Raw genomic sequence first — 15,672 nt, 5'->3', positions numbered from 1 at the left:
AAACGCTTTCAGTCAATTATGTATATAAGACTAGATTAGGAGGCGATTATATGAAGGACATTAAAACTCAATTTGTTATAACACAAGAGCAAAACGAGTTGGGGACAATGTGGATTGAGCGACTTATTGAAAAATTACTTTTTCAGGAAATTGGATTTTCCGTCACTGAGCAAATTCAAATAATTAATAAGCGGTACCAAGGAAAGGAAGATAAAATTGAATAAATTAGTAAAAAAAGACAAGTTGATACTATTTCTTCGGAGAGTTAGTACAGAAAATCAGAGTTTAGAAATGCAAGTAGCGGCTGATAAAAAGTACAGAGATGTATTGGATGAAGATGAGTATCTAGAAATTAATGAACTGGGAGTTTCAGCAAACAAAATTAGCATTAAGAACAGAGAGAAAATGGTGGAGGTCATTAGATTAATTAAACAAGGGGAAATTGCTAAGATATATGTTTATGACAGAAGCCGGTTGACTAGAAACTTCTATGAATACATTGAATTAGTAGATTTGTTTATTGCTAATAATATTGAAATAATTTTCACCACAACTGATGCAAGCTATTCAAATTTTAGTTCTAATTACTTGGTAGAGGGGTTTAACGGGATTTTGATAGAAGAAGAAGGTAAAGGCATTGCGCGCAGGGTGGCGGATAATAATCGAAAGCTACCCAATAGGAAATTCGGCTTTATAGTTAATAAAAAGGATATCATAAAAAAATACGTTTTGGATTCAGAATATAAAACTCAATTAACAAACCTTTTCGAAAAAGCAAATGGAATTAAGAATACTAAAGAATTCATAGACTTAATTACAGTTTTTTCAGGGGTATTCAATAGACCACCGATGAAAATCGTAAAGATATTAACAGATTGTTTTTATGCTGGACATGAAAAAATTGGAAAACGTTATGCTTTACTATCATATGTTGAACCTGCAATAACAATTGAGGTTTTTTCTGAAGTTCAAAATAAAGTTGAGCCCTTTATTACTAAGCTAGAGGGGAATCTAGACGAACGTTCATCAGAAAGTTTTTTTATACCCTTTTGTAAAATGTGTCAAAACAAAATGGTATATAGAAAGAATAAAATGGGTAATTCAGGATTATACACTTGTTCAAGGAAACACAAGAAGATATCGATTGACGTAAGTGAATTTAACAAATCATTAATCAGTAACCTTTCCATAGTATTTAGCTCGGTGAATAAAGATGCTTTGGAGAAACAGGCTTTAGTGATTCTTGAAAAAATTATAGAAATTAAGAAAAGAGAGCATTACTCAACTGAAAAAGAGATTGAAGATATAGAATTAAAAATCGCTACTTCACCTAAAGAGCAGTTTTACAAAAGTAATCTCGATGAAGATATCAGAAGATTAAAACAATTAAAAGCTGCAAGAAAAGAAGTGAAAGAACAGATTTTAATATGTAATAACTATAAAAAAAATTTGGAAGTGTTGATTGAAAAAATAGATGTTGGTAGTTCATTAACGGAAAATGAAATCAAGAACTTCGTAAACCTTATTGTTAAAGAATGTTTCGTTGATGAAAAATATTTAACCTTTTATTTCTTTTTTAATGAATATCTAGATAAGGACTACATAGAGAGGATGAGTAGTGTTGTTAACATTAAAATCTAAAAAGTTGGCTGTCGCTTCAATTAGACGTTCATCCACTAATCAAAAAGGTAATAACTCTTTTGAAGTTCAAAAGTTAGCAATACAAGATTTAGCTAAAAAAAAGGGTTATCTATTACCAGATGAGTTTATTTTTTATGATGATGCAGTAAGTGCTTTTAAAGTAAAGGCTAGCAAACGGGATGGATTAAATAAAATGAAAAGAATAATATTAACAGAAGATATAGGAGCAGTTATTTTTTATGACTTCTCAAGAATTGATAGAAAAATTTATTCATTTGTTTCTGAGTTTTATTATGATGTAATTAATAAAAAACCAAATCTTAAGTTTTTCACTACAACAAAAGAAGAAGCCTGGACACCTGCGGATTTGGACGTTAAGTTGCAACTGATTATAGCTAATGCAGAGTCTAACGAAAAATCAAGAAGAGCGGTAGATAGTCAAAAGACTGATATGAATTTAAAAGTTGTTAAAAGACCTGGTTCTACTAGTCCATTTGGTTATAAGCATAATAAAGAACGAAAGCAATTAGTACCCAATAAAGATGAAGAAATTGTATTATTCATCTTTTATTTAGCATCTTGGGGTCATTCCGTACAAAAGGTTGCTGATATTTTAAATGAAGCTGAAATTCCTTCACCTTCCAAAAAAAAATGGCAAGCAAGTACCATAGACAATATGTTGAAAAATCCAGTTTATCTAGGTCACTTAGACTGGAATATCAAAGGTGAACAAATCTTTGAAGAGCGCACACATGAACCAATCGTGCCAAGTTCTTTAATACGATTAATTGAAATTAATCGTTCATTGAAAAAAAAGTACAATAAATTTGAAACACCATTTTTATTCGGTAACCTATTGTATTGTGAAAATTGTGAGTATCGGCTTAAACATCGGAATAGCTCAACTAAAAAGAAGGGTATTAAATATGCCTATTTGAAATATTACTGCACTAATTGTCCGTTTGAAATTGAAGCTGAAAGTTTAAACCACCTATTAATTAATTATATACAAAAACAATTGGCAGTTTCTTTTAAAATTAACTCTTCCACAGTAACTAGTTCATTACTAAATTACTCTGATACTTTAAAAGATTTTCTTGTACAACTAAAAGCTCAAGAAAAGCTTCGTCAGGAAAATCAAAAGAGTCAAATTGAAAAAGGGTTAAAATTGGACAGCGTATTTCGAAATGTAGAAAAGAGGATACAAAAGCAAATTCATAATGTTAATCTAACAATACAAGATATCGAAAATCTCTTAGAACCAGATAATATAGATATCTTTTTACACAATTTTGAGCAGCTGAATTTAAACGAATTATCACATACAGAACTTAGATTAGTATTCCTGTATTTTATTGAAAGTATAAGGATTAACGATAGAATGGGAACAGATTTGAAATTTAATGTGCTTTTCAAAGTTAACCCAGTGGTACTGCTTGAAAATACAATAGGATAGAAAATCGAACTTTCTACCGGACACTTGTATGAAAAACCGAACCGGATTTTTCTGAATAGAACTAGCTTATAAACAAATGGCATTAAATGCTATATGTTATAAGCTTTTTCTTTTTATTAGTTCGATATTCAATCCTATAAGGTATAGTTTTATGGATATATTATCGAAAATTATAAGAATAGTATGGACAGAAAATCGAACTTATATACCCAAATAAAAAATGGGACGGGAAACTGGATATTCAGCCTATTTATATTAAAGCGGCTTTTCTCGTTTTGTAAAAAGTGATAGTCTAATTAGTTTGAAGGATTGTTAACGAGGGTTTAGTAATGGGTGTTGGGAAGGAAAATATTATTTACAAACTCCTATTAATAGGTTCATTGTAACAAAAGGAATACTGTCAGTGAAAATAAAAAGATGCGACGTCAATAGAAAGATAAGCTACACTCTAAAGTGGTGAAGAGTGAAGTTGAATAATAGCCTTTATGTATTATATCTTGAAATTTGGTGAATAGATAAATCATCCAATTTTTTATAAATATTCGTGTCGGGTATATTGGTGTATGCCATTTAATACCAGAATTTAATTCATTCATTAGCCGAAAAAAAGTAACAAGAATTCCTCCTTATTAATATGTTACTATTTACTAAATAGGTTTGCATTGATTGATGCTCTGGTGCTTACTAAAAAGGATTTTTATTTTTTGTTGTTGATGGATACTCTCATTAATAATAATATGATTGATGTTATAGAATATATGTAATCAATCAACCTTAAATGGGTGACCCTTGAGATAATTAAGAAAAAATAATATAGGTTAAGAAAGGTTGATAAAATGGTAAACATTATCAGAGGTTCGGCAGATAAATATGCTTCAACTAAAAGTTTAGTTGAATTTTTTCAAAAAAAAGAAGAAATTGAAGGAACTTTATATCTGGGGTATCCGATAATTGGAAGTGTTGATGGTGCCATTAACATAGATGCAATGCTTGTGTCTAAGGAACATGGTGTAGTGATAATAGACTTAGTAGAGGGAACTGAATTTGAAGATAGATTAAATATCCAAGATGATTTGTTCAATAAAGCTGAAGCGAAACTACGTGATTATAATTCACTGAAGGATAGAAGAAAGTTTATGGTTGAAATAGGGGTTATTACCTATGCTTCAGGTTGGAGAACGCATGGAAATAAAGACGGAGAATTTGAATGGGCAACTAATCACCAAGAATTAGAAGAAATGCTATCAACACAAGTGTGGGAGAACGAAGAATATTTTTCTCATCTTTTGGAAGCGATTCAAGCAGTGACTAAAATAAAATCTAAACCCAAAAGAGATATAAAAGATTCAAGCTCTAAGGGTGCAATATTAAAAATGCTAGATGACTCAATATCTAATTTAGATAGTAACCAAAGTGCAGCAGTAATAGAAACAGTAGATGGTCCACAAAGGGTTAGGGGCTTGGCTGGTTCCGGTAAAACAATAGTATTAGCGCTAAAAGTTGCGTATTTACATGCAATGCATCCAGATTGGAATATTGCAGTAACTTTCAACACAAGGTCTTTAAAAAAACAATTTCAAGATTTAATCACAAAGTTTACATATGAACATAAAAGAGAAGAACCGGATTGGAATAAAGTTAACATTATTCAAGCATGGGGTAGTTCCAGAAATGAAGGTATTTATTACAATGTATGTAAGGAACATGGAATAGAATATTATACATTTGATGATGCTGATAGGTTGACGTATTCCCGTGATAAACGTTTTGAGATGGTATGTAAAAAGGCACTAAATGAAATTGACGAGTTTAAACCCCTTTATGATTTAATTCTTATTGATGAAGCACAAGACTTTTCAGGTGATTTTTTACTTCTATGTTATGAAATCCTTACCAAGGAGAAACGTTTAATTTTTGCATACGACGAATTACAGACTCTAAATAAAAAATCTATGTTAAGTCCTGAAGAAATCTTTGGAACTGATGAGAAAGATAAACCTAGAGTAATTCTTAGGAATGAACCTGATAAGCCCAAACAAGATATAATACTTCAAGTATGCTATAGAAATTCTAGACCTATACTAGCTACCGCTCATGCACTTGGATTTGGAGTTTATTACCCCGAAGATGCACTCTTAATACAGATGTTTGGGGAAAAGAACTTGTGGAGAGAAGTTGGCTATGATGTATTAGAAGGTGAGCTAGCTGATGGAAAGAAAGTCAAACTAAGTAGAAGTAGTAAAGCAAGTCCGGAATTTTTAGAGCATTCTCCTATAGATGAGTTAATACAATTCCATGTTTTAAAAGATGAAGAAGAGCAAGCCGAATGGTTAGCTCAAAATATTAAAAAAAATATTGAAAAAGATGAATTAAGGTATCAGGATATTATGGTAATTCACACTGACCCTTTAACTACTCAGAGTGCGGCTAGCATTTTAAGAAAAAAGCTTTATAAGTTAGGAATTAACTCACACATTGCTGGTTCAAATGACCCTGATATCTTTAAAGAAAAAGATTCGATTACAATTACAGGAATATATCGGGCAAAGGGTAATGAAGCTGGTATGGTATATGTAATGAACGGGCAATATTGTTATACCGGTCAGGAATTAATTAAGAAGAGGAATATATTATTCACAGCCCTTACGAGAAGTAAATCTTGGGTAAGGGTAACTGGGATAGGAAATAATATGGAAAAACTAAAGTTGGAATATCAGTCGATTAAAGATAAAAATTTCGAGCTTGATTTTACTTATCCGACTGAAGAAGAACGAAAAACAATGAATTTAATTAATCGTGATATGACTATAGATGAAAAAAGAAAAATAAAATCAACAATAGAAAATTTAACTGAAACAGTCAAATCAATTCAAGAAGGAACAATATATCTTGAAGACCTTCCAGAAGGTTTACGACAAACTCTCCAAGGATTGTTAAAAGATGAATAAGACTGGTGTTATTGGAGAAATAAATCATGTAACTGAAGAACTAATTGCACTTGGAATAAGCAAAGAGCAAAATTTTCCATCTGTTAGGATGCAAACATCGGGTGAATTTATTGTAGATTGGGGGAAGATAGATAATATATCAATTGCCTTAAAAAACATTCCATACAATATAGTTTTTGATGAATTAACAGAAAATGAAAATTTTAGTATAAAACTCATTGATGAATCCCTTATTCAGTTTATGTATTTATTTAATGAGGAGGGACTGATAAAACATAGATTAGCATACTATCCTTGCCCACATCTTCATAAACACCAAGAGAATGAAAACTTACTTAGTCAAAAGGAAATATATCAAGAAATTTTATATAAAAACATTGTGCCTTTTCCTATTAGGTTCGATTATAGCAAAAGTGACGATGACCATATTGATATTCATCATTCAAAGTCACATATAACACTAGGACACTTTAAAAATTGTAGAATTCCAGTAAATGCACCAGTTTCACCAATACTATTCACAGATTTTATTTTGAGAAATTTTTATTCTGAATTGTATAAATATAGCGACTTTCAGTTTCACAGTAAAATTAGTTTGACTGAAGTTACTATTACCGACAACGAAAAGAAAATTATGCATTTAAATATCCAAGGGTGATGTATATAATATGTTAGTTGGATTTTTATAAACTTGATACTATTATCAACTATTTAAATTAAAATAGAATGACTTCTTGTTAATAAGGGAAATTAGTTAAGACCTTCATTGTTGAAGGTCTTATTTTGTTTTTACAAAAGGCATAACCTTGTCTCTTTGGGGAGGAGATGAAGTAGGAAATATACAATAAACTAAAATCTTGAAATCGCATTGCTTTTAGCATTTATTTGGTATGTAATAATCCTCTTCAACTAACGGGTCAGGATAGTAAAAGAAGACAACCTCGATATTTTATATAACTCTAGAAAGAATTTTTCTACTTCTTTTGCCTACAAAACGTAACTATAATATGGATATGTTTACTCTTGAGGAGGCTCGTAGAATTGACAAATAAACAAATAAAAGACTTTTCATATTTGGACAAGATTGTTGAAAAAGCAACTGGTCAAAGAATAAAATTCTTAGTTCAGAGAGCAGGTTTTTCACAATCACAATTAGCAAAAATTATGGGAAGAGAAGGAAAAACGATTTCTAATTATTATTGTGGGAAATCTTTTCCTGATAAACTTGATTTAATAACACTCTCCAGGATTTTAGGAGTTCCATATGATGAACTTTTGATATTCAGAGGCGATGTAGAATGTTATCAAAGATTAGACAATTACATAATCGGCTATCGTGGACATGAAGATGAAACAATATTTGATGAAATTGAAAGGTCGAAAACGGAGAGTAAGTTATTTGACCCGGATACAAAGGGACTAGCCAACATTCGAAATTTAGAAGAAGCGGGATATTGTTTGCAATATCGTCTTCCTGAAATACAGCAGGATATTCGTAATAGAATAATGGATGAATTGTTTTCTGGCAGGGGAATTCATAGTCAATATATGCAACACATTTTCGAGTTCTATATTTGGAGGAAATTAACAGACGAACAGAAAGCTGAAAGTGAAAAACAATTTGCTATTTGGCGTGGCGAAAAAAAAAGTGAAGATACTAATTGATTAATTCAGCTATGAATAAAAGAGGTGTTACTATATGGAACAGAAAGAAATATTAATAAATGTAATTAAGTCATTTTCAAATTACTATGAAAAACAAAAATCATTTAAAAAGGTTTTTTTGAATGAACCAGTAATGTCGAAAGCTATTGAAGTTTTTGATGCTGAAATGAATGAGATGCTTGACCATGTTTTCGATTTGATTGGAATACCAAACGAAGAGTCTTCGGATAAATACGATAGATTAAATTGGACAAGAAATGTTTGTACCAATTTAATAGAAATAGCAGCTAAAAATGAAAAATATATCGAACCAGCTATTGAATTAATGTCTGATTGGAGAAATTTGGAAGATTATACATCAAAAGTTGAAACACATGACTGGTTCCGTTATTACCAACTTCTTGATGAACACATAACTGGATATAAAAAGTGGCACGAAAAACAACTAGTGAAGGAAAAAGGGAAGGGAAAAAGTAAAACTGCTTAGTTCAATAAATTAAAAGAATTTATGAATATTTTGTTTCTTGTTCAACTAACTCACTGGTTAATTGAATATAGAATTTTTAAAAAAATGATAAGATTATTATCAGTCGATAATATTTTGTAAAGTGGTGGATTTATGAATATTTTAGAAAAGTTTGCTGATGTACCTAAAATAGAAACTGAACGTCTCACCCTTAGAAATATCACATTAGATGATGCAGAAGATATATATTTAGGTGCTTCGAATGAAGAAGTAACGAGATATGTAACTTGGGATACTCATTCTTCATCATCAGATACAATTAAATTTATAAATACGTTTTTACCTCAATATGATGCTCTATGGGGATTGAGCTTAAAGAAAATGGTGAATTTATTGGAACAGTTCACTTTGTTTGGTGGCAGCCAGAACACAATAGTGCTGAAAATGGATATGTTCTATCTAAAGAATACTGGGGCAAAGGGTTAATTACCGACCACTTTTGGTTTCGACAGTATGAACATAGTTCGTATACAGGCGAGATGCTTTTTAGAAAACAAGGGTTCAGAGCGTATGAAAAAGTTAGGTATGTCTTTCGAAGGTATAAGTAGAAAGGTAATGTATGTTAAAGGGGAACATAAAGACTTAAAGGTGTACTCCATAGTAAAGTTTTAGATGTATTTTTTATGCTTTATTTACAGTGATATCGTTAGTAACGGGGCGTTAGTTTAATAAGCAAATAATTTAAAATAGAACTTCCATTAAATTGAAAGTTCTATTTTTACACCTACTATCAACATTAAACTTTAATAGAGACTATAATTAAGATAGAGTGCACCTATCACAGTAAATACTAGATGTAGGTAATGAACATGATTTTTGATAAAGTCGCTGTTGACGATTCAGATGACTTTGGAAAATTAGTCCCTGCAAAAAGAAGTATTAGAAGAAAAAAGTATGTTTTTCCAACCGGATTATAAGGACCATAGTGCTTTCCATCATACGAAGGCTATGCTGTGGAACCTGCTAGAAGTATAAGACAGCATATACCATGATTGAAAGGTAAATTTAATTGGGATATGTACGAACCGCCGAAACGATTATATTTTCTTTCAGTAAATATATAAGTGAATTCTATATATAAAAAGGATTTAAAAAAATTACTTTAAAATGATAAACATGGATTAAACAATCCATCTTGAATTACTTTAATCCCAATTATAGATGTGGCGAAGCGCTCCTCAGTATGTTTGATAGGCAAATATGCTGTTGTAATATGACGTAAAAGCTTTCCGTTGGGTATCCCGTCTGCCCCGGCTACGATTTACTCTCGTAGTGTCTCCCGTTAAAAGGGAATACACTACCCAGATGTGACCGTCCTCATAGCGAAAGCTAGGCAGAATAAGGTGTACTCGTAGTAGAGTGCTTGGTAAAGTGAGACCTGGGCAAGTCAAGAGTATGAGAATCCTGCTCTTGGCACCTTAAATAATCCATACTCGATTGAAGCGCCAAAAGTTTGGTTGTTACAATTTTTTTTACATTACAATGGAATTCTGTCCTTAATATTAAGGGCATTTTTTGTCCTCCTCTCCTTCACACCAAAGCCATTAATTCAAATGCTTTATTAGTAGGTTATTTGAAAAATAGTTCTACTACATAAATAAAAGTCGTTTCATAGCTAATATTTAAGTAACACTTCTTTTCAATCAGTATTAATAAAAAAATAATTTATATATCAATAGGTTCTTTCTGCTTTGAGTATCTAATTTGTGCATCGTTGTATTGATGATTAAGCATCCTTACTAGGTCATCCCTATCAAGTAAAATAACCCCATTCCTTTTACCGGTTATCTTAGCAGCATCGGTATAATAACGATTGTTAATTACAATCTTGTAGTATCCGTCAGCTCCAACCACTTCGTTTATCGCATCTACACCAACCTTCTTGTCTTCCCCATATTGCTCGGCTTGTACCACAGATTTTTCTTTTCTTTTTTAATATTAAATCTCCACAAAAACACTAGAGGCGCTTGTAATTTCTACGTAGTAGCCTTTACTTCTAAAAAAATAGGTTTTAAAAAATGTTCAAATTCAAGACAACTCATTTTATCTACATTTTCTATATGTTCAATTAAATTTGTTGGCTTAATTTTGAATAAAAAAGATTTGCAAACAAGGTAACCAACGTAACCCTAAACCAATTGAACCAAAGAAGATAACAATGAATAAAAGATTAATTAATAACCTTACCACTGGAAAATGATACAGAGTGGATAAAAAAAGGGCAATAAATAAACGAAATATTCGGTTCAATAATGAGGAAATAAATCTCTATTCTTTGCATTTTAATAATGGGAGTGAAGAAATGACCTATGAATTTCCTTCCATGAAATAGGTAAGGATTGTTCTTCTGAAAACATGATTTAGAAAGATAAATTAATTGCAGTCAACAACCCATTACAGGTGTTATCGGTTTAATCTATAATAGAGATTAAATACCTGTTCATTTATTGTGTTCATATTCAGTCGGGGGATGGTGTTGCATGTTAATTCAAATCAAAATAGAAGAAAATGAATCAAGTAAAATGAAAATCAAGAAAAACGAATGTGGAATAGCAAGGGTAACATACAAAAGCTTGGGACTTGTTGAAAACGCTTTGGAAGAATTCCTGCAAGAGAATATTGAAATATTAACTCAGGAAGAAGATTATGAATTAAAAATTATAGGGAAACAAGTCAGGGATAATTCCAACAAACGGACAGATTTAGTTGGTGTAGATAGCAACGGCAATGTTGTAATTATTGAAATCAAACGCGATTCAGACGACATGAAAATTAGAAGAGATAATTTCGAATCTCAAGCTATAAGATATGCTGCGTCTTTTGCGAAAATCAATAGCATAGAAGAATTAGTGGAGAAAGTCCATGCCGAGTATCTTATACGATATATGGGCGTGGAGGAAGAAAAAGCTGTTGAACAGGGTATAACAGATATTTATACCTTTTTGAAGGAGCATGGAACATTTAATGATTTCAATGCGGACCAAAGAATTATTCTAGTTGCCTCAAGTTTTGAACCTAGTGTCTTATCCGCTTCGGCTTGGTTGCTGACAAAGGGTGTTGATATTTCATGTTTTGAAATCGCTCCACAATTGATTGAAAGAGAGACTGGGAATGAATATTTGTTGGAAATTAAGAAATTATTGCCGTTGGGTTCAGATGACGATTATTTTTCAGAAATTATAAAAAGTGAAAATAAACGACCAACGACTAGGAAGCGAAAAAGTGGTGGCTCAAGAAATAAATACCCAAAACTAAGCCACATGATAGAGGTTGGTCTGGTGTCTGAAGGGGACGATTGCTTTTATAGAAACAAAGAAGAAGAATCGAAGGCGAAAATTTACGGTGGGGACAATTTAGAATTCAATGGAAAAATTATCTCCTTAAATGAGTGGGCGAGTCAATTAAATGGCGGTAAAATAAATGGCTATGAATATTGCATTGTGAAAGAAAAAAACAAAACCTTAGCAGAATTGAGAGTAGAAAATAAAGAGTTATTCTATGGTATGGGTTTTGATTCAATTTACGATATTTAATTTAATAAGGGTTAATGAGTCAGCGGATGCTGGCTTTTTTGTTGTTATTTTATATTTTAATTCATATCTGGTTATTTTTCAGAAAATTTTTAATACCTTTTTCAAAAAGAGATATAAAGCCTTGAAGTAATAAAGTTTTTTAGATGGTAGGTCGATGGTATAGGTGTAAAATGCTTTTTCATAATCGTCTATTTTTTGAAAACAAGGTATAATTTTCATTAACTACTTTTATATATAAGATTAAAGTGGACTAATTGAGAGACTTATTTAAAGTGCTTATTTAAAAGACTAAAGATATGGAGTGTTTATATGGAGACAAAAGCTATTTATCATCACCTCACACCTCAAACATATATGAGAGCTTGGAAAAACGGCAATTCTCATGTTTATGTAGTTGAAAAAGGGACAGATGGTGTAGGAGATAGAAAAAGCACTAAAAAATTTGGAGGAGTAGATAATTATCATTCATTAAGAGTAGGCTTTCCGTACCATACTAAGGATGATACGGAAAAGTTCTTTTATCCGTTAGAAAAATATACTGTAATGAAAGATGACGAAGTAATTAAAAGTACGATAGAGATGAATAAACAATTTTATGATTTTGATTCATGGACTATCATTCATAACGATAGTAAACGTGTGGTGGACCCACATGAGAAAAAAACTTTAAAAGATGCTATTTTAAAAATTCATGTAAGAGATATAGAAGTTGGCTGGAGTCGGCTGTATGAGAATTATTGGAACTCTATTAATGAAACTATTTCTAATAAGGTCCTTGCCAATGTAAGCTCCCAAGCGATACAAGCTGTAAAGCGTGATGAACTCATTAAGTTTATGGTGTCCCTTGAATGGAGGACTAAGCCTTATCATCCAAGTCTCCAAGAAGCGTTTGATACAGTGCTAAATAAAGAATTTTTCGGAATTGACTGGAAGGGTATCATTATACCAGAAGAAGAAAGGTTATATCCGTTTTTAGAAAACATGTATGATGAATTCGCTCATAGTTTTGTAATAAAGCTATATCGTCAATTTCTTGATGAAAAAGGAACGATGATGGATGAAGCAATTAAAATCATCAATAATTTTTGTATAGTTTTGTTTTTAGCTCCCAATGATGGTGAATTCATAACAAGCGACAATCCTGTATGTAGATTTACTAATAATGGTGGTGCAACCGAATATATCTTTCCCATAAATCCGAAAATTGCTTGCGGGGTTTTTAGAAATGGCGCGATAGACAAATATATGATAAAGAAACTTACAAAAGATGAATTAATCCACTATAACAATAAGCTTAAGGAAAATTGTAATAAAGGTTATATTATGCGTGAACAAAATCGAACATTGTATTTTGGGTAAAAAGGTGTTGTTGGAAAGAATTTATGAATGTAATGTAACTAAAAATATTATGGAAAAGAAGCTCACCTTCCGTTTGGATTAGGCGTAATAAATCGACTTTTCGTATGAACTCAGCAAAATTATATCGGTCAGATAACGATATAAATAAGCAAATGAATAAAAGGTTTAGCAACTCAAATTTCAAGATTTTTTCGTAAAAGTTTCCTAGAGTTTACAGTTGTATAAATTTCGTTAGGTACAACCAAGTTCTGTTCTTTGGATATATGTTCTTCTCGGTGTGATAGTTTTTTACGCCTTGGAGTGGGTAGCTGTGGTTCAGGTTTTAAGGTACTTGTTGGTGGGGGGGTGGTTTACTTTTATATATAGCTAATCATATTAGTAAGCATCAAAAAATAATGGATGATATAGAAGAGCCTGATGACAGGCAACAAAATTATTTTAATAAGCTAATGGGTTCGGTTTTGAAGAACTTGAAATTCACAACACGAATAACATTAAGAAACAAATAATTATTAGCAATAGAAAAAGCAGTGGAATCATATCCAACTGCTTTTTTAATTTTTAAATTACCAATTAATAATACGAAACAATACTCTCGTATTGTTCATCTTTCCGTACAAAACCTTTTCATTAGTGGACGAATATTTTTCCTCATGCTCTTACCATTTTTAGTTAAATACACATAACTCATACTAGCATTTTGTACCCGCGTTATGTTAAAATATCTGCTTTCTCTTAACTCTCTAACATAGCCTTGATTACTAATTTCACATTTTTCATCATAACCTATAATTGAATACCATTTATCACCATATGTCATATCACTACAAAGTTTACAAACATAACCTTTTTGAACTCTCCCCCTAGTCATATTGTGAATACTATACATATAAAAATTATTTTCAAGTTTTTCTATTTTACAAAAAGAGCATTGTTCCATACTATTTCCTCTCTTACTTCGTTATAATATTCTACTGTGTATCTTATTTACCATTTAATTTTACATTAAATGTACTTTTTGTGATAAAAAATGAGTTTTAAATTTAATATGGTCAACGGATTAACATTCAAATTAACATCAGTTTTATACTGTATCAGACTGTTGCCAATTTGCTTTGTAATTAAGATTTCGTTTTGAATACCAATGCTGAATAAACATTGATATAACAACAAAAATAAAGCAACAAATTTATATATTAAATCCGTGCTAATACTTATGCGAATTCTCTTTTTGTACTCGAAAACTGAACCCGTTAAACACAAGCGGTCTCATTTATTTGTACAAAATCAATATTAATGTTTTACAATGCTTAAACAATAAATAGTATAAGTTAAAATGGGACCATCATAATAGGCCCCCTTAGATAATAAATTAAGGCAAAAACGTTTTGTATTGTTCCATTAAATCACCAGTATTAAAAGCTTGTTAACATTAAGAAATTTGCGAGTCCAATATATAATGAGAACCAGATGATTTTTGTTTTTAGACTCGATGAGTAATAGGATTGTTCTTTATCTCTGATTTCTGTTTGTTCTTGCACTTCTTTAAAGAAATTTGCAACCGTTCGTTCATACGTGCCTATATTTTCAAAATCGGTCAGTCCGTACTGATATTCATTTGAATTAGCAGCATCAACTAATTGACTTATATATATTTTCTTTTAACTCGTTCAGTTGTCTTTCTTTTAGCTTATTATCTTCTAGGAGTGGGATATGCCAAGTTTTTGCATCGCTGCAAACTTTTTATCATTCGTTACCGTATCTGTGTATAACAAAGCAGAGGTATCAATATGACTCCATAAACCTTGTCTAATTCACCAGCCGCAATACGACCTTTTCAAGCCATTTGAGAAAGTATTTTAGATAAAAAGGATTTTATGAAATCAAATGCTTTTTCTTTTTGTATCTGGTTTAAACTCCCCAAATGTTTTAGTAAGTTGTTGAAAGCCTTGTTCATAGCCTTATTATAAAAACTTAGATTTTAAAAAAATAATAGAATATACAGGCTAAATATATTAAGGAACCATAAAGGTTAAAATTTGGCTTTTTAGGGGGTTTTTCCTATACATTTCCTAGAGACGTCCTAGGATGTTCAAGGTTTTTCTACCCCATCCTCGACTCGCAATATATATTTGATACTTTTATACTTATGGATAATAAGGATAAAGGGGTGGGAATTTTGCACTTTGAACACGATGGAAGTGGAAATGCTTATGTTGAATTACATTCGTGGAATTATGGAGGAAAAAAGGAATTTTTCCGTATAACAAGAGTGGAAAAGGAGGTTGGCAAAGTTAATTATCGTTTTCAGATTCGTAAAACAAATGGGCAGCTACGAGCGATGGGACCAGAGTTCCCTGTAGAAGGAGTCGAGGACCTCATTAATGCACTTTTAAAGATAAAAGAATTATAAAGGAGAATTTATGTATTTCTCCCTTAACTATTTACTTATAAGGAAAATTCAACTTAATGGGTTGCTTACTAATTCTTCTTGTCTTAGTTTTTCTCTTCTTCTTTACTATTTACGTTCAATGAATTTCCGGA

General features: G+C 31.3%; 14 protein-coding genes. 12 read left to right on the top strand and 2 right to left on the bottom strand.

All coding sequences use genetic code 11. The annotated features are described in order from the left end of the window. Positions 1-50 precede the first annotated feature (50 nt). From ACFX4H_RS08900 to ACFX4H_RS08860, 9 genes are all read left to right on the top strand, one after another. Positions 51-224 (top strand): hypothetical protein, encoded by a 174-nt coding sequence (locus ACFX4H_RS08900; RefSeq protein ID WP_285767529.1) that lies wholly within the window; start codon positions 51-53, stop codon positions 222-224. Beyond that, complete coding sequence (locus ACFX4H_RS08895) at positions 217-1,641, top strand: recombinase family protein (protein WP_377434980.1); 1,425 nt, start codon at positions 217-219, stop codon at positions 1,639-1,641. The genes ACFX4H_RS08900 and ACFX4H_RS08895 overlap by 8 nt, the downstream gene beginning before the upstream one ends. After that, positions 1,622-3,097: a recombinase family protein gene (locus tag ACFX4H_RS08890; RefSeq protein WP_377434978.1), complete on the top strand. Its 1,476-nt coding sequence runs from the start codon at positions 1,622-1,624 to the stop codon at positions 3,095-3,097. The genes ACFX4H_RS08895 and ACFX4H_RS08890 overlap by 20 nt, the downstream gene beginning before the upstream one ends. 836 nt (positions 3,098-3,933) lie before the next feature. Continuing rightward, positions 3,934-6,045 carry a DEAD/DEAH box helicase gene (locus ACFX4H_RS08885; protein WP_377434976.1) on the top strand — a complete coding sequence of 704 codons (2,112 nt, stop codon included), beginning with the start codon at positions 3,934-3,936 and terminating at the stop codon, positions 6,043-6,045. After that, positions 6,038-6,703 (top strand): DUF2290 domain-containing protein, encoded by a 666-nt coding sequence (locus tag ACFX4H_RS08880; RefSeq protein ID WP_377434974.1) that lies wholly within the window; start codon positions 6,038-6,040, stop codon positions 6,701-6,703. The genes ACFX4H_RS08885 and ACFX4H_RS08880 overlap by 8 nt, the downstream gene beginning before the upstream one ends. A gap of 383 nt (positions 6,704-7,086) precedes the next feature. Then, a complete protein-coding gene (locus ACFX4H_RS08875; RefSeq protein ID WP_377434972.1) occupies positions 7,087-7,710 on the top strand; it encodes a helix-turn-helix domain-containing protein in 624 nt (207 codons plus the stop codon). 34 nt (positions 7,711-7,744) lie between these two features. Continuing rightward, entirely contained in the window at positions 7,745-8,197 is a 453-nt protein-coding gene (locus ACFX4H_RS08870; RefSeq protein ID WP_377434970.1) for a hypothetical protein, read from the top strand. 132 nt (positions 8,198-8,329) lie between these two features. Continuing rightward, positions 8,330-8,662, top strand: a complete 333-nt coding sequence (locus ACFX4H_RS08865; RefSeq protein ID WP_377434968.1) for a GNAT family N-acetyltransferase — start codon at positions 8,330-8,332, stop codon at positions 8,660-8,662. Continuing rightward, positions 8,569-8,784, top strand: coding sequence for a GNAT family protein (locus ACFX4H_RS08860; RefSeq protein WP_377435292.1), 216 nt, complete (start codon positions 8,569-8,571; stop codon positions 8,782-8,784). The genes ACFX4H_RS08865 and ACFX4H_RS08860 overlap by 94 nt, the downstream gene beginning before the upstream one ends. Before the next feature lie 1,117 nt (positions 8,785-9,901). On the opposite strand, the gene ACFX4H_RS08855 is transcribed toward ACFX4H_RS08860, so the two are convergent. Beyond that, positions 9,902-10,150: a restriction endonuclease gene (locus tag ACFX4H_RS08855; protein ID WP_377434966.1), complete on the bottom strand. Its 249-nt coding sequence runs from the start codon at positions 10,148-10,150 to the stop codon at positions 9,902-9,904. Positions 10,151-10,716: 566 nt separating this feature from the next. On the opposite strand from ACFX4H_RS08855, the gene ACFX4H_RS08850 reads away from it, so the two are divergent. After that, positions 10,717-11,769: a hypothetical protein gene (locus ACFX4H_RS08850; protein WP_377434964.1), complete on the top strand. Its 1,053-nt coding sequence runs from the start codon at positions 10,717-10,719 to the stop codon at positions 11,767-11,769. Positions 11,770-12,078: 309 nt separating this feature from the next. Next, entirely contained in the window at positions 12,079-13,128 is a 1,050-nt protein-coding gene (locus ACFX4H_RS08845) for a DUF4238 domain-containing protein (protein WP_377434962.1), read from the top strand. Positions 13,129-13,732: 604 nt separating this feature from the next. On the opposite strand, the gene ACFX4H_RS08840 is transcribed toward ACFX4H_RS08845, so the two are convergent. Next, on the bottom strand, positions 13,733-14,068 hold the full coding sequence (locus ACFX4H_RS08840) for a hypothetical protein (protein WP_377434960.1): 336 nt from the start codon (positions 14,066-14,068) through the stop codon (positions 13,733-13,735). 1,239 nt (positions 14,069-15,307) lie between these two features. Between ACFX4H_RS08840 and ACFX4H_RS08835 the strand changes: the two genes are divergently transcribed. Further along, the gene (locus ACFX4H_RS08835; protein WP_377434958.1) at positions 15,308-15,541 is read left to right on the top strand and encodes a hypothetical protein; all 234 of its coding nucleotides are present in this window, start codon (positions 15,308-15,310) and stop codon (positions 15,539-15,541) included. Positions 15,542-15,672 lie beyond the last annotated feature (131 nt).

Source organism: Peribacillus sp. YIM B13477 (assembly GCF_042787955.1).
GTDB classification, from domain to species: domain Bacteria; phylum Bacillota; class Bacilli; order Bacillales; family DSM-1321; genus Peribacillus; species Peribacillus frigoritolerans.
This window is presented reverse-complemented; position numbering and strand designations above follow the sequence as displayed.

What these genes read in the sequence shown, in the direction of transcription:
- ACFX4H_RS08900 (WP_285767529.1), top strand. Translation starts at nt 51, where the DNA reads ATGAAGGACATTAAAACTCAATTTGTTATAACACAAGAGCAAAACGAG.
- ACFX4H_RS08885 (WP_377434976.1), top strand. Translation starts at nt 3,934, where the DNA reads ATGGTAAACATTATCAGAGGTTCGGCAGATAAATATGCTTCAACTAAA.
- ACFX4H_RS08880 (WP_377434974.1), top strand. Translation starts at nt 6,038, where the DNA reads ATGAATAAGACTGGTGTTATTGGAGAAATAAATCATGTAACTGAAGAA.
- ACFX4H_RS08870 (WP_377434970.1), top strand. Translation starts at nt 7,745, where the DNA reads ATGGAACAGAAAGAAATATTAATAAATGTAATTAAGTCATTTTCAAAT.
- ACFX4H_RS08865 (WP_377434968.1), top strand. Translation starts at nt 8,330, where the DNA reads ATGAATATTTTAGAAAAGTTTGCTGATGTACCTAAAATAGAAACTGAA.
- ACFX4H_RS08850 (WP_377434964.1), top strand. Translation starts at nt 10,717, where the DNA reads ATGTTAATTCAAATCAAAATAGAAGAAAATGAATCAAGTAAAATGAAA.
- ACFX4H_RS08845 (WP_377434962.1), top strand. Translation starts at nt 12,079, where the DNA reads ATGGAGACAAAAGCTATTTATCATCACCTCACACCTCAAACATATATG.
- ACFX4H_RS08840 (WP_377434960.1), bottom strand. Translation starts at nt 14,068, where the DNA reads ATGGAACAATGCTCTTTTTGTAAAATAGAAAAACTTGAAAATAATTTT.